Source organism: Xanthomonas sp. LF06-19, assembly GCF_034105425.1.
Classification (GTDB): Bacteria; Pseudomonadota; Gammaproteobacteria; order Xanthomonadales; family Xanthomonadaceae; genus Xanthomonas_A; species Xanthomonas_A sontii.
The window spans coordinates 218,795-231,852 of the sequence record NZ_JAXGGH010000004.1 but is presented as its reverse complement, the minus strand read 5'-3'; the positions used below and the strand labels follow the sequence as shown (position 1 = coordinate 231,852).

The 13,058-nt window shown below is 69.6% G+C and carries 9 protein-coding genes; 5 read left to right on the top strand and 4 right to left on the bottom strand.

Going from position 1 to position 13,058, the window contains the following annotated elements:
- Positions 1 to 80: 80 nt before the first annotated feature.
- Positions 81 to 752, bottom strand: a complete 672-nt coding sequence (cmk, locus tag SLW55_RS10270; RefSeq protein WP_150409385.1) for a (d)CMP kinase — start codon at positions 750 to 752, stop codon at positions 81 to 83.
- A gap of 172 nt (positions 753 to 924) precedes the next feature.
- On the opposite strand from cmk, the gene ykgO reads away from it, so the two are divergent.
- The 5 genes from ykgO (at position 925) to SLW55_RS10245 (ending at position 5,178) form a co-directional block, all read left to right on the top strand.
- On the top strand, positions 925 to 1,050 hold the full coding sequence (gene ykgO, locus SLW55_RS10265; RefSeq protein ID WP_010342887.1) for a type B 50S ribosomal protein L36: 126 nt from the start codon (positions 925 to 927) through the stop codon (positions 1,048 to 1,050).
- Between the two features lie 127 nt (positions 1,051 to 1,177).
- Positions 1,178 to 1,507 carry a hypothetical protein gene (locus SLW55_RS10260; protein ID WP_017913727.1) on the top strand — a complete coding sequence of 110 codons (330 nt, stop codon included), beginning with the start codon at positions 1,178 to 1,180 and terminating at the stop codon, positions 1,505 to 1,507.
- Positions 1,508 to 1,675: 168 nt separating this feature from the next.
- Positions 1,676 to 2,713 carry an agmatine deiminase family protein gene (locus SLW55_RS10255; protein ID WP_295959558.1) on the top strand — a complete coding sequence of 346 codons (1,038 nt, stop codon included), beginning with the start codon at positions 1,676 to 1,678 and terminating at the stop codon, positions 2,711 to 2,713.
- A gap of 141 nt (positions 2,714 to 2,854) precedes the next feature.
- Entirely contained in the window at positions 2,855 to 3,739 is an 885-nt protein-coding gene (locus SLW55_RS10250) for a carbon-nitrogen hydrolase (protein ID WP_152245731.1), read from the top strand.
- Between the two features lie 158 nt (positions 3,740 to 3,897).
- On the top strand, positions 3,898 to 5,178 hold the full coding sequence (locus SLW55_RS10245) for a TraB/GumN family protein (protein WP_209245738.1): 1,281 nt from the start codon (positions 3,898 to 3,900) through the stop codon (positions 5,176 to 5,178).
- A gap of 132 nt (positions 5,179 to 5,310) precedes the next feature.
- Here the strand turns inward: SLW55_RS10245 and SLW55_RS10240 are convergent, their stop codons facing one another.
- The 3 genes from SLW55_RS10240 to SLW55_RS10230 are packed head-to-tail and all read right to left on the bottom strand — an operon-like array spanning position 5,311 to position 13,018.
- The gene (locus SLW55_RS10240) at positions 5,311 to 8,397 is read right to left on the bottom strand and encodes an efflux RND transporter permease subunit (protein WP_320745054.1); all 3,087 of its coding nucleotides are present in this window, start codon (positions 8,395 to 8,397) and stop codon (positions 5,311 to 5,313) included.
- Positions 8,394 to 11,900 carry an efflux RND transporter permease subunit gene (locus SLW55_RS10235; protein ID WP_320694628.1) on the bottom strand — a complete coding sequence of 1,169 codons (3,507 nt, stop codon included), beginning with the start codon at positions 11,898 to 11,900 and terminating at the stop codon, positions 8,394 to 8,396. Before SLW55_RS10235 ends, SLW55_RS10240 begins: the two co-directional genes overlap by 4 nt.
- Positions 11,900 to 13,018 (bottom strand): efflux RND transporter periplasmic adaptor subunit, encoded by a 1,119-nt coding sequence (locus SLW55_RS10230; protein ID WP_295909851.1) that lies wholly within the window; start codon positions 13,016 to 13,018, stop codon positions 11,900 to 11,902. Before SLW55_RS10230 ends, SLW55_RS10235 begins: the two co-directional genes overlap by 1 nt.
- Positions 13,019 to 13,058: the final 40 nt, after the last annotated feature.

Sequence of the window (13,058 nt, the reverse complement as noted above, 5' to 3'; positions counted from 1 at the left end):
GAACATGGATGTTGCGGGTGTAACGAGGAACCGGTGGCGTGCATGACGCCACCAAACTGCTGCCCTGCCCTGCGTGCCGCTCAGATCGGCAGCAACTGCAGGACGCGGCCCACCACCTGGTCGATGTCCATGCCGGTGGTATCGAGGAGGACGGCATCGTCTGCCGGCCTCAGCGGGGCCACCGCGCGTTGCGCATCGCGTGCGTCGCGGGCCATGATCTCGCGCAGCAGGTCGTCGAATATAACCGAAACCCCTTTTTCCTTCAACTGCTTATGCCGGCGCTGGGCGCGCTCCTCGGCGCTGGCGGTCAGGAACACCTTGTACGGGGCGTCCGGAAAAATCACCGTCCCCATGTCGCGACCGTCGGCGACCAGCCCCGGCGGGGTGCGGAAGGCGCGCTGGCGCTGTTTCAGCGCCGCGCGCACCTCGGGGATGGCGGCGATCGCCGAGGCCACCGCACCCGTGGTCTCCAGGCGCAGCTCGTCGGTGGCATCGGCGCCGTTGATCCGCACCCGCAGGCCGCCATCGGCGACCTCGTCGAAATCCACCCGGGTGTCGAACGTGCAGCGCACCAAGGCGGCGGCGTCGGAAATGTCCAGATTGGCCCAGCTGGCCGCCACCCCGACCGCCCGGTACAGCGCCCCCGAATCCAGGTAATGCCAGCCCAGGCGGGCGGCGACGATGCGGCTGACGGTGCCTTTGCCGGCCCCGGAAGGGCCATCGATGGTCAGGACGGGAGCGGGCTCGTTCATGCGGTTCCTCGGACGGGGGGCGGCGCATTGTAGCGCCGACGCCGGCCGGGCTGGCGCAAGCAGTTGAAACCATGAAGAAAACCAGGCTATAATCGCCCGCTTACTGATCCCGCGCCATGGTTTCGGCCGTGCCGCCCTCCTTCGAATCCACAAGTTTACGCCGAGGTGTGCCATGAAAGTCCTGTCCTCCCTGAAGTCGGCGAAGGCCCGTCACCGCGACTGCAAGGTGGTCCGCCGCCGCGGCAAGGTCTTCGTGATCTGCAAGTCCAACCCCCGTTTCAAGGCGCGTCAGCGCTGATCCGACCCGGCCTGCCCTGCCGCGCCGCGCGCAGCGGTGGCCGGTCGTCGACGAAAGCCGCCTTCGGGCGGTTTTTTGTTATCGAAGTTTGCTGTAATCGGCGCTCGTCCTCTGGGGAGTACACGTGATGAAGCATCGTCTGTCCGTCCTGCCGCTGCTGGCCGTGTTGGGCCTGGCCGGCGGCGCCCACGCCGAGACCCTGCTGGTCGACCGGGTCAAGGAAGAGCCAGCCGCGGCGCTGCCGACCCGCGGCCTGAGCATGGCCCAGGTGCAGGCGCGCTACGGCGCACCGCAGCAGAAGCTGGAGCCGCGTGGCGGCCAGAAGCGGCAATGGCCGACCATCAACCGCTGGGTCTATCCGGCCTTCACCGTGTACTTCGAGAAACAGAAGGTGGTGGACGTGGTCGCCAACAAGGCCGACGCCAACGAGATCGGCCCGAAACCCGCGATCCGCTGACGCCGACCCTGCGCCCGGTCGCGCGTGCGCCTGGCCGAGCCCCCCAGCACTGCCGCGTCGCGGTCGCCCAGCCGCGGCGCGGCGCAAAGCTCCCGCGCCTCGCCGGTGCGGGATACGAACGACACACACCCTGGCGCGATGCCGGGCACAACCTGAGTAGTGGTCGCAATGACTGATCGTCTTCGCCTTCCCGCCGAATGGGAGCCCCAGTCCGCCATCCTGATCGCCTGGCCGCATGCCGGCACCGACTGGGCCGAGCGCCTGGCCGAGGTCGAGGAAACCTACATCGCCCTGGTCGCGGCGATCGTGCGCTTCCAGCGGGTGCTGATCTGCGTGGCCGACGCCGACCTGCAGATCTACGCCGAGGCGCGGCTGCGCTCGGCGCGGGTGGACATGCAGCGGGTGCGCTTTGTCGAGGCCGAGTACGACGACACCTGGCTGCGCGATTCCGGCCCGATCACCCTGGCGCGCGCCGGCGGCGGCTTCCAGTTGCTGGACTTCCGCTTCACCGGCTGGGGCGGCAAGTTCCAGGCCAGCCGCGACGACCAGTTGGTGAGCGTGCTGGCCGAGCAGGGCCTGTTCGCCGACAGCGACGTGCGCCGCATCGACTTCGCCCTGGAAGGCGGCGCCATCGACTGCGATGGCGCCGGCACCCTGCTGACCACCTGGCAGTGCCTGCACGAGCGCCATCCGCAGCGCAGCCGCGAGTCGCTCAGCCACGACCTGGCCGACTGGCTGGCGCAGCAGCGCGTGCTGTGGCTGGACCACGGCTACCTGGAAGGCGACGATACCGACGCGCACATCGACACCCTCGCCCGCTTCGCTGGCCCCGACGCCATCGTCTACCAGGCCTGCGACGACGCCGGCGATTCGCACTACGCCGAGCTGCAGGCGATGGGCGCCGAACTGGCCGCGTTGCGTACCGCCGAGGGCGCGCCCTATCGGCTGTTCCCGCTGCCGTGGGCGCAGCCGGTCATCGATGAGGGCCGGCGCCTGGCCGCCTCCTACGCCAACTTCCTGATCGTCAACGGCGCGGTGCTGATGCCGGCCTACGGCGACGCGGCCGATGCGCAGGCGCAGGCGGTGATGGCGCAGGCCTTCCCGCAGCACGAGATCGTGCCGATCCCCTGTCGCGCGCTGATCTGGCAGAACGGCAGCCTGCACTGCATCACCATGCAGCTGCCGGCCGGCCTGCTGGCGGACTGAACCGCCGCGCCTGCGCCGCACGCCGGCGCAGCACCGAGCACCCGCACCGCCGCCACGCGTGGCGCGGGATTCATCTCCCCGGAACCTGCCGCGCGGCCATCCGCGCTACCATGCCGGTTTACCGCGAACCTTGATTCCGCAATGAGCCGAAACACTCTTTCCGTCGCGCTGATCCAGGAGCGCAACCACGGCGACGCCGCGGCGAACCTGGCAGCGATCGAATCGCGTGTGGCCGAGGCTGCCGCGCAGGGCGCGCAGTTGGTGCTGCTGCAGGAACTGCACAACGGCGCGTACTTCTGCCAGCACGAGTCGGTGGACGAATTCGACCTGGCCGAACCGATTCCCGGCCCCAGCACCGAGCGCTTGGGCGCACTGGCCAAGCGCCATGGCGTGGTCCTGGTCGGCTCGCTGTTCGAGCGCCGCGCCGCCGGGCTGTACCACAACACCGCGGTGGTGTTCGAAAAGGACGGCAGCCTGCTGGGCAAGTACCGCAAGATGCACATCCCCGACGATCCGGGTTTCTACGAGAAGTTCTACTTCACCCCGGGCGATCTGGGCTTCACCCCGATCCAGACCTCGGTCGGCCGCCTCGGCGTACTGGTGTGCTGGGACCAGTGGTATCCGGAAGCGGCGCGGCTGATGGCCCTGGCCGGCGCCGAACTGCTGCTGTACCCGACTGCGATCGGCTGGGACCCCAGCGACGAACAGGCCGAGCAGGAACGCCAGCGCGATGCCTGGATCCTCAGCCATCGCGGCCATGCCGTGGCCAATGGCGTGCCAGTGCTGAGCTGCAACCGGGTCGGCCACGAGCCGTCGCCGCTGGGCGCGTCGGGCATCCAGTTCTGGGGCAACAGCCACGTGCTCGGGCCGCAGGGCGAGTTCATCGCCGAGGCCGGTGGCGAGCCGACCGTGCTGGTCTGCGACGTGGACCTGCAGCGCAGCGAGCACGTGCGGCGGATCTGGCCGTTCCTGCGCGACCGCCGCATCGATGCCTACGGCGACCTGCTGAAGCGCTACATCGACTGACCCGCAGCGCCGTGCCGGGTCTTTGCTAGTGCAGCGCCGTTGACTGCGGCGCGGCGCGACCCGGCCGCAGGCGCCCATGCCGATCGCGGCCGATGCCCTCACACCCCCATGCCCGCTGAGCCCCGGCGCTGCCGAGGCGCCCTCCGATGAGTGATGGAATGAACGAACTTTCCCAGGCCGACGGCGACGATGCGCTGTTCGACGGCCAGCCGTACCGCATCGTCGAACGCGATGGCATCCGCTACACCCTGCTCGGCACCGCGCACGTGTCCCTGGCCAGCGTCGCTGCCGTGGAACGGGCGATCGGCAGCGGCCGTTTCGACGCGGTGGCGGTGGAACTGGATCCGCAGCGCCTGCAGGCGCTGACCGATCCCGACGCGCTGACCAAGCTGGACCTGGTGCAGGTGATCCGCAAGGGCCGCGTGGCCCTGTTCGCCGCCAACCTGGCGCTGGCCGCCTACCAGCGGCGCCTGGCCGAGCAACTGGGCATCGAGCCCGGCGCCGAACTCAAGCGCGCGGTGCTGCTGGCGCGCGAACGGCAGTTGCCGGTGTACCTGGTCGATCGCGAAGTCGGCCTGACCTTCAAGCGTGCGTCCAGCCGGCTCGGCTTCTTCGGCAAGCTGAAGCTGGCCAGCGGCCTGCTCGGTGGCCTGTTCGCCTCCGACGAGGTCGGCGAGGCGGAGATCGAGAAGCTCAAGCAGGGCGACATGCTCGAGGCCAGCTTCGGCGACTTCGCCAGCGAGAGCCCGGCGCTGTACGAAACCATCATCGCCGAGCGCGACCGCTATATGGCCACGCGCTTGCGCGAGGAACGGGCGCAACAGCGCGCGCTGCCGCTGACCGACAATGCCGAACCGCTGGAGGGCGCGCCGTCGACCGGCGTGCGCGAGGTGCTGGCGGTGGTCGGTGCCGGTCACCTGGCTGGTCTGGCGCGGCATCTGCAGGGCGACCAGGACGATCCGGCGACGCTGCGCAAGGCGCTGGAAGACGTGCCGACCAAGAAGAAGGTGCCGTGGATCACCCTGACCCTGACCGCGCTGGTGCTGGGCGGCGTAGCCTGGGGCTATTGGCACGGCGGCTTCGCGCTGGGCACCGACCTGCTGCTGCAGTGGGTGCTGTTCACCGGCGGCCTGGCCGGGCTGGGCTGCATCCTCGCCGGCGGCCATCCGCTGAGCGTGATCGCCGGCGCCATCGCCGCGCCGCTGAAGCCATTCCGCCCCGGCGTGCCGGCCGGTGCGTTCAGCGCCCTGGTCGAGGTGCACATGCGCAAGCCGGCCTATGGCGATTTCCTGGCCCTGCGCGACGACGCGCAGAACCTGCGCGGCTGGTACCGCAACCGCGTCTCGCGGGTGGTGCTGACCTTCCTGCTGACCAACCTGGGCAGCATGCTCGGCGTGTGGCTGGCCGGCTTCCGCATCTTCGGCAAGCTGGCGGGTTGAACACCCGCCGCGCGGCGGCGGCAACTGTCACCGCGCGGGTTTCACCTTTGTGGGAGGGGCTTCAGTCCCGACGCCTCAGCAGTACGGCGTCGGGGCTGAAGCCCCTCCCACAGGTCGTCTGAAGCCTCCGGATCAGGACACCATCTGCGCGGCGACGTCGCGACGCCCACGCGCGCGCCGCACCAGGTTGGCCACGCCGTTACTCAGATCGTCCAGGATCGCGTAGATGGTCGGCAGGAACAGCAGGCTGACCACGGTCGAGAACGCCAGGCCGCCGGCGATCGCACGCGCCATCGGGTAGTAGGCCGGGCCGTCGCCGAACATCTGCGTGGTGGTCAGCGAAATCGGCACCATCGCCAGGATCGCCGTGCCCATGGTCATCATGATCGGGCGCAGGCGCTCGCGCGAGCCTTCGATCAGCGCCTCGGTACGGGCCAGGCCGCGCCGGCGCAGGTTGTTGATGTGCTCGATCATCACGATGCCGTTGTTCACCACCACGCCCATCAGCACCAGGATGCCGATGAAGGCCATGATCCCGAAGCTGGTGCCGGTGATCCAGAACAGCCAGAACACGCCGAACACCGAGAACAGCACGCCGCTCATGATCGCCACGGGAAACAGCAGCGATTCGAACATCGCGGCCATGACCACGTAGATCATCACCAGCGCGATCAGCAGGTTGAACAGCATCTGCTTGCTGGCCTGATCGTCGTCCTGGCCGTCCGCGCCGTCGAAGCTGTAGCGGTAGCCGACCGGGAAGCTGACTGCGTTGAGGGTGTCCTCGATCGCCTGCTTGGCTTCCGGCGCGGTGACCTTGGCGCCGAGGTTGGCGGTAATGGTCAGCGTGGTCTGCCGGTTGGTGCGGGCGATCTGAGTCGCGGCGGCGCGCGGCTGCGTCTCGACCAGGCTCAGCAAGGGCACGCTGCGCCCGTCCTGGGTGCGCACGTTGAAGCTGTCCAGGTCTTCCGGCGAGGTCTGCTCGGCACCGGCGAAGCGCACCCACACCGACACCTCGTTGTCGCCGTGGCGGAACTCGCGCAGCGACGCGCCGCGCAGCGCCAGGCCGACGAAGCTGGCGACCTGCTCGGCGCTGAAGCCGAACGCGGCGGCGCGCTCGCGGTCCACCCGCACCGCCAGTTCGGCGCTGCGATCGCCGCTGTCCACGCGCACGTCGCGCAGCTCCTTGCGCCGCGCCAGCAGCGGCACCACGTCGTCGGCGAGCGCTCGTAGCGCCTCGGTGGAATCGCCGACCAGTTGCACCTGCACGGTCTGCCCGCCGCCGTTGCCGCCATCGCCGCCGTTGCTGTTGCCGACGTGGAAATCCACCCGCGCCGAGCGCGGCAGTTCCTTGCGGATGCGTTCCATCAGTGCCGGCAGGTCGCGGACCTGCTTCAGATCGACGGTGAGCGTGGTGCTGCTGCCCTCCTCCTCGCTGAACCAGGAATACACCTGGGTCACGTGGTATTGCGCGCGACGCGCGTCGATGAAGCGTTCCAGCCGGGTCACTTCCTCGGCCATCTGCTCGCGCGTGTAGGCGCCCTTCCACTGGTAGCCGATGAAGACCTGCTCGCCGCCGTCGCCGCCGAACATGTCCTTCTTGGTCTGCAGCATCGGGATCACGCTCAGCGCGCTGATCAGCACGATCGCGCACACGCTCCAGCCACGGTGCGCCAGCGACCAGGCCAGCACCCGCGCGTAGCGGCGCTGCAGGCGCGGGATCAGCCCGTGCGGGGAATGCAGCAGCGCCGGGGTGCGCATGCGCGCCGACAGCATCGGGATCAGGCTCACCGCCACCAGCCACGACGCCAGCAGCGACACCGAGATGGTGATGGCGATCTGCGACATGAAAATGCTGATGTTGTTGGTCTCGCCGAACAGGTTCGGCAAGAACACGATGCAGTGGCACAGGGTTCCGGCCGACAGCGCGATGGCGACATTGCGGGTGCCGAGGATGGAAGCGCGCTGCGGCTGGTCGGGCATGCGCTCGCGCTCCTGGTAGATGCTCTCCACCACCACCACCGCGTTGTCCACCAGCATGCCCACCGCCAGCAGCAGGCCCATCATGGTCAGGATGTTGAGGGTGACCCCGGCGAAATACATGAAGCCCAGGGTGATCGCGAAGCAGATCGGGATCGCCAGGGTCACCATCAGCGTCGACGGCCAGTGCCGCAGGAAGAAGAACAACACCGTCACCGACAGCAGCAGGCCGACCGCGCCGGCTTCGGCCAGCTCCGCCAGCGACGAGGTCACCGCCTTGCCCTGGTTGTCGATGACCTTGATCTGCACGTCGCTCAGCGCCGGCTGCTTGCGGATCTGCTCGACCTCGGCCAGCACCGCGCGCGAGACCTCGACCAGGTTGGCGCTGCGCTCCTTGAACACGTCCAGGCCCACTGCCGGACGGCCGTCCAGGCGCCGGCCGTAGCTCATCCGGGTCGGTTTCAGCCGCACCTCGGCGATGTCGCCCAGGCGCAGGCCTTTGGCGTCGATGACCAGGTCGCGCAGCTCCTGCAGGTCGCGCAGTTCGCCGACCGGCTGCACCCGCAGGCGCTGGCCGTTGTCGTCGATCTGCCCGGCCGACAGCGAGAAGTTGAGCTTGCCCAGGCGCTCGCTGAGCTGGTTGAGGCTGAGGTTGTGCGCGCTGAGCCGGTCCGGGGCGATGGCGATCTCGACCTCGTTCGGCGGCGCGCCGGACACCGACACCTTGGCCACCCCGGGAATGCGCTCCAGGCGACGCTTGAACTCGCGATCGAGCATGTCGTACGCGCCGGTCAGGTCGGCCGCGCCGGCCAGACGTACCTTCAGCACCGGCTGGTCGCTGCTGGACCACTTGAACACGTTGTAGCGCCGCAGGTCGGCCGGCAGGTCGGCGCGGATCGCGTCGATACGCTCGCGCGCATCGGAGGCGGCGATGGCGATGTCGCGGTCCCAGTCGGAGAACTCGATGAAGATGTTGGCGCCGTCGGCGGTGGCGGTCGAGCGCATGCGCTTGATCCCGGTCATCGTCGCCAGCGCTTCCTCGGTCGGCCGCACCAGGTTGCGCTCGACCTCGTCCGGGGTCGAGCCGGTGTACGGCAGCTGCACGAACAGGAACGGCGCGGAGATGTCCGGCAAGGCCTCCAGCGGCAGGCGGAAGGCGGCGATCAGCCCGACCACCACCAGCGAGACGAAGCACATGATGGTGGTGACCGGACGGCGGATGCTGAACTCGGCGACGCTCATGCCGGCGCGCCCTCGCCGTCCTGCAGGCGCTGCTCGCCGTTTTCACGTTGCCGCGCACGCCGCCCGCGCTCGGCGTAGTACGCGTCGGCGCGGCGGTCCAGGCGGTCGTAGACCACCGGGATCACCAGCAAGGTCAGCAGCGTGGACACCAGCAGCCCGCCGATCACGGTGATCGCCATCGGCGCGCGCACCTCGGCGCCCTCGCCGCTGGCGATCGCCAGCGGCAGGAAGCCGAACAGCGTGCACAGCGTGGTCATCACGATCGGCCGCAACCGCGAGCGTGCGCCTTCGATCAGCGCCGCGCGCTTGGCCACGCCCTCCTCGCGCAACTGGTTGACCTTGTCGATCAGGATGATCGCGTTCTTGGTCACCAGGCCCACCAGCAGGATCAGGCCGATGAACACCACCACCGACACCGGCTTGCCGGTCAGCAGCAGCGCCAGCACCGCGCCGACCAGTGCCAGCGGGATGGTGAACAGGATGACGAACGGATGCAGCAGCGACTCGAACTGCGAGGCCATCACCAGGTACACCAGGAACACCGCCAGGCCGAACGCGAACAGCAGCGAGCGCGCCGACTGCGCCAGTTCCTCGCCCTGCCCGCCGATGTGCATGCCGACGCCGGCGCCGAGCGGATCGCGCGCCACCATCTCACGCACCTCGCGCACCGCCGTGCCCAGGTCGATGTCGCGCAGATTGGCCGAGACGATCGCCACGCGGATCTGGTCGGCGCGGTGGATCTCGCTGGGACCGGTGGTGGCGACCACGTCGGCGACCGCGTCCAGCGTCACCGGCCGGCTGCTGCCCGGGTTGACGATCAGCCGGCGGATGCTGTCGACGCTGGCGCGGTCGCTCTGCTGCGCGCGCACCAGCACGTCGATCTTGCGGTCGCGGAAGCTGTAGCGGGTGGCGACGTCGCCGCGCACCTTCTTCACCACCACGTCGGCGATCTGCCGCGTGGTCAGTCCCAACGCACCGGCACGTTCCTGGTCGAAGCGGATCTGGATCTCCGGAAAGCCCTCCTCCACCGTGGATTTGACGTCGGCGAAGTGGCCGTTGCCGCGCAGCAGCGCCGCCAGCTTCTGCCCGGCGTGCTGGATGGTCTGCAGATCCTGGCCGCGCAGTTCGATCTCCAGCGGCGTGGAGAAACTGAACAGCTCCGGCCGGCTGAAACCGACCTGCACGCCCGGATGGTTGCGCATCGTCGCGCGCATGCGCTCGCTCTGCTGCGCCTCGAACTGCGCGCTGCCGCCGCCGGCCATGGCGATGGTCAGCTTGCCGATGTTCTCGCCGCTCTCGGTGGGGTTGGCGTCGAGCCGGGTGCCGCTGCCGCTGACCCCGTACAGCGCCTGCACGCCCGCGTCCTTGCCGTGCACCTCCTGCAGTTCGCGCACCAGCGCATCGGTCTGCCGCAGCGGCGTGCCGGCCGGCAGCTTCACCGTCATCTCGAAGCGGTCCTGCGCCAGCTGCGGGATCAGGTCGGCGCCCAGCAGCGGCGCCACCGCCAGGGTCGCGGCGAAGGCCAGCGCCGCCAGCCCCAGCACCCAGCCGGGACGCGCCAACGCACCCGGCAGCAGCCGCAGATAGCCGCGCTCGGCCAGCGCATACGGCGCCATCGCCACATCGCTGGCCTTGCGCATCACCGGCGCAACCACCGCCACCGCACCGCGCCACAGCCGCACGACCAACCAGGCCACGCCAAAGAACACCCCACGCACCGCCGCACCTGCGCCGCGCCGGCTCCAGGCCAGCGGCTTCAGCCAGCCGCGCCGCGGCTGCCAGTGCGGCGGCGCCGGTTCGACCGGGAACGCCAGCGGCGCACGGCCCTTCAGCGAGCTGAGCATCGGGATCAGGGTCATCGACACCACCAGCGAGATCGCGATGGCGATCGCCACGGTCAACGCCTGGTCGCGGAACAGTTGCCCGGCCACGCCCTCCACGAACACCAGCGGCAGGAACACCGCGATCGTGGTCAGGGTCGAGGCGACTACCGCCATGCCGACCTCGCGGGTGCCGACGATCGCGGCATCCAGCACGCTCAGCCCGCGCTCGCGCGCCTTGGCGATGCTTTCCAGCACCACGATCGAATCGTCCACCACCAGGCCGGTGGCCAGCGCCAGGCCGCCCAGCGACATCACGTTGAGGCTCAGGCCGAGCCGATCCATGAAGAAGAACGTGGTCACGATCGACACCGGCAGCGACAGCCCGATCACGAACGTGCTCCACCCATCGCGCAGGAACAGGAAGATGATCAGGATCGCCAGCAGGCCGCCGATCACCGCGTCCTTCTTGACGTCGCCGATGGCGTGTTCGATGAAGCGCGACTGGTCTTCCAGCGTGGTCAGTTCGGCGTCGGCGGGAATCTGCGCCTGCAGCTGTTCCAGGCGCTTGCGCAGCGCCGCCGCGGTGGCCACGGTGTTGGCGTCGCCTTCCTTGTAGATCGCCAGTTCCACCGCCTCCTTGCCGCCCAGGCGGATGATCGCCTCGCGCTCCTTGTAGCCTTGCCGCACCTGCGCCACGTCCTTGAGCCGGATCGGCATGCCGCCGGCGACGGTGGTGGTGGTGCTGGAAGTCGCGCTCTGCGCCGCCGACGCCGCGGCAAGCGCCGCTTCCGAGCCGGTGGAAGCGGCGATCGCATACATCTGCTGCAGGGCCACGTCGGCCGCGTTGCCGCCGGCGCCCTGGGTGGTCAGCAACAGGTTGCGAATCTCGTCCAGGTCGGCGAACTGGTTGACCGTGCGCACCAGGTAGCGCTGCGTCCCCTGCTCCAGGCGTCCGCCGGAGAGATTGACGTTCTCGTCCTTGAGCCGCGCGATCACCGTGTCGATCGGCATGTTGAGCTGCGCCAGCCGCTGCTGGTCGATATCCACTTGGATCTCGTCCTCCAGCCCACCGCCGACCTTGACCGCGGCCACGCCCGCCACCGGCTCCAGCTTCTTCTTCAGGTCCTCGTCGGCGTAGCGACGCAACTGGGTCAGCGCGCGCACCGCCTCGGCGTCGGTGTGCGCGGCGGTCTTGCTCGACAGCACCAGGCGCATGATCGGTTGGGTGGAGGGATTGAAGCGCAGCAGCACCGGCGCCTTGGCCTCCAGCGGCAGCGACAGCGCCTCCATCTTGTCGCGCACCTCCAGGCTGGCCTGGTCCATGTTGGTGCCCCAGGCGAACTCCAGCACCACGTCGCTCTGCCCGGTGCGCGAGACCGACTTGAGCTTGCGCAGGTTCTTGACCACGCCGACCGCTTCTTCGACCGGCTCGGTCACCAGCGTCTCGATCTCCGACGGCGCGGCGCCGGCGTACTCGGTGCGCACGGTCAGGGTCGGATAGCTCAGGTCCGGCAGCAGGTTGACCTTGAGCCCGTGCAGCGCGATCGCGCCGAACAGCAGCATGGTCAGCGTGATCATCGCGATGGTCACGCGACGGCGGGTGGCGAACTCGACCAGGCCGCCGCCTTGCGCGGCGGCGGGCGCAGGCGGTGCGTGCGCGTCGGAATCGGCGCCGTGCATCAGCGCGCTCCGCCGGTGGTGGCCGGGGCGGCGTCGGCAACCTCGCGCTGCGGCGCGATCACCTGCACGCGGCTGCCGTCGCGCAGCGCGACCTTGCCGGCGGTGACCACCTGGTCGCCGGCCTGCAGGCCCTGGCGAATCTCCACCCACGGCCCTTCGGCATAGCCCAGCGTCACCGGCACCCGCGCGACCTTGCCGGCGACCACGCGGAACACCGCCGGCTCGCCGTCGTCGAGCAGCGCCAGCCGCGGCACCACCAGCGCATCGGCGCGCTGGTCGTAATCGATGCGGATGCGGCCGAACATGCCCGGCTGCAGCGCCTCCGCCCCTTCGTCGAAGGCGCAGACCACGCGGAAGGTGCCGCTGCCGGCATCCACCACCGGCGCGATGCGGTCGACCCGGCCGCGGAACTGCTTGCCCGGCAGCGCATCGGCCAGCAGGGTCACCGGCTGCCCGGTCTTGAGCGTGGCCAGTTCGCGCTCGGGCACGTTGAGCGTGGCTTCCAGCCGCGAATCGTCGACGATGCGGAAGATCGGCGTATTGATCTGCACGAAGTTGCCGGTCTTGATCGAGCGCGAGGCGATCACTCCGGAGATCGGCGCCACCACCGTGGCATAGGACAGTTCCAGCGCCGCCAACTGGTGTTGCGCGCGCACGTTGGCCAGGTCGTACTTGATCTGGTCGACGTCGGCGGCGCTGACCAGTTGCTGGCCCACCAGCTGCTGCGAGCGGCGGTAGTTGTTCTCCAGCTTGCGCAGTTGCGCCTCGCTCTGCGCCAGCGCCAGCCGCGCGCGGTCGGGGTCCAGCCGCACCAGCGGCTGCCCGGCGCGCACCTGCTGGCCTTCCTCGGCCAGCACCGCCAGGGCCACGCCGGAGGTCTTGGCCACCACCTGCGATTCGGCGCGCGCCTCCAGCGCCGCGGTGCCGCTGTAGCTGGCCGCCACCGCACGGCGGCTGGCCGCCGCCACCTCCACCGGCACCGCCTCCGGTGCCTTTTCGCTGTCGGCGGCCTTGGCCTTGGCCTCCGCCGCCGGCTTGCAGCCGCCGAGCAGCAGCGTGGTGGTGACCAACAGCGCGGCAGCGCAAGTGGCAGTGCGGCGCGTGAGCGGTCGCGTCATCGTCGTGTCCTTGGTGGATGGCGTGAATGGTGTTGTAGAT

Bases quoted from the DNA above. Each gene is read 5' to 3' on its own strand.
- SLW55_RS10235 (WP_320694628.1), bottom strand. From the start codon at position 11,900: ATGCACGGCGCCGATTCCGACGCGCACGCACCGCCTGCGCCCGCCGCC.
- SLW55_RS10245 (WP_209245738.1), top strand. From the start codon at position 3,898: ATGAACGAACTTTCCCAGGCCGACGGCGACGATGCGCTGTTCGACGGC.
- SLW55_RS10230 (WP_295909851.1), bottom strand. From the start codon at position 13,018: ATGACGCGACCGCTCACGCGCCGCACTGCCACTTGCGCTGCCGCGCTG.
- SLW55_RS10255 (WP_295959558.1), top strand. From the start codon at position 1,676: ATGACTGATCGTCTTCGCCTTCCCGCCGAATGGGAGCCCCAGTCCGCC.
- ykgO (WP_010342887.1), top strand. From the start codon at position 925: ATGAAAGTCCTGTCCTCCCTGAAGTCGGCGAAGGCCCGTCACCGCGAC.
- SLW55_RS10240 (WP_320745054.1), bottom strand. From the start codon at position 8,397: ATGAGCGTCGCCGAGTTCAGCATCCGCCGTCCGGTCACCACCATCATG.
- SLW55_RS10250 (WP_152245731.1), top strand. From the start codon at position 2,855: ATGAGCCGAAACACTCTTTCCGTCGCGCTGATCCAGGAGCGCAACCAC.
- cmk (WP_150409385.1), bottom strand. From the start codon at position 752: ATGAACGAGCCCGCTCCCGTCCTGACCATCGATGGCCCTTCCGGGGCC.
- SLW55_RS10260 (WP_017913727.1), top strand. From the start codon at position 1,178: ATGAAGCATCGTCTGTCCGTCCTGCCGCTGCTGGCCGTGTTGGGCCTG.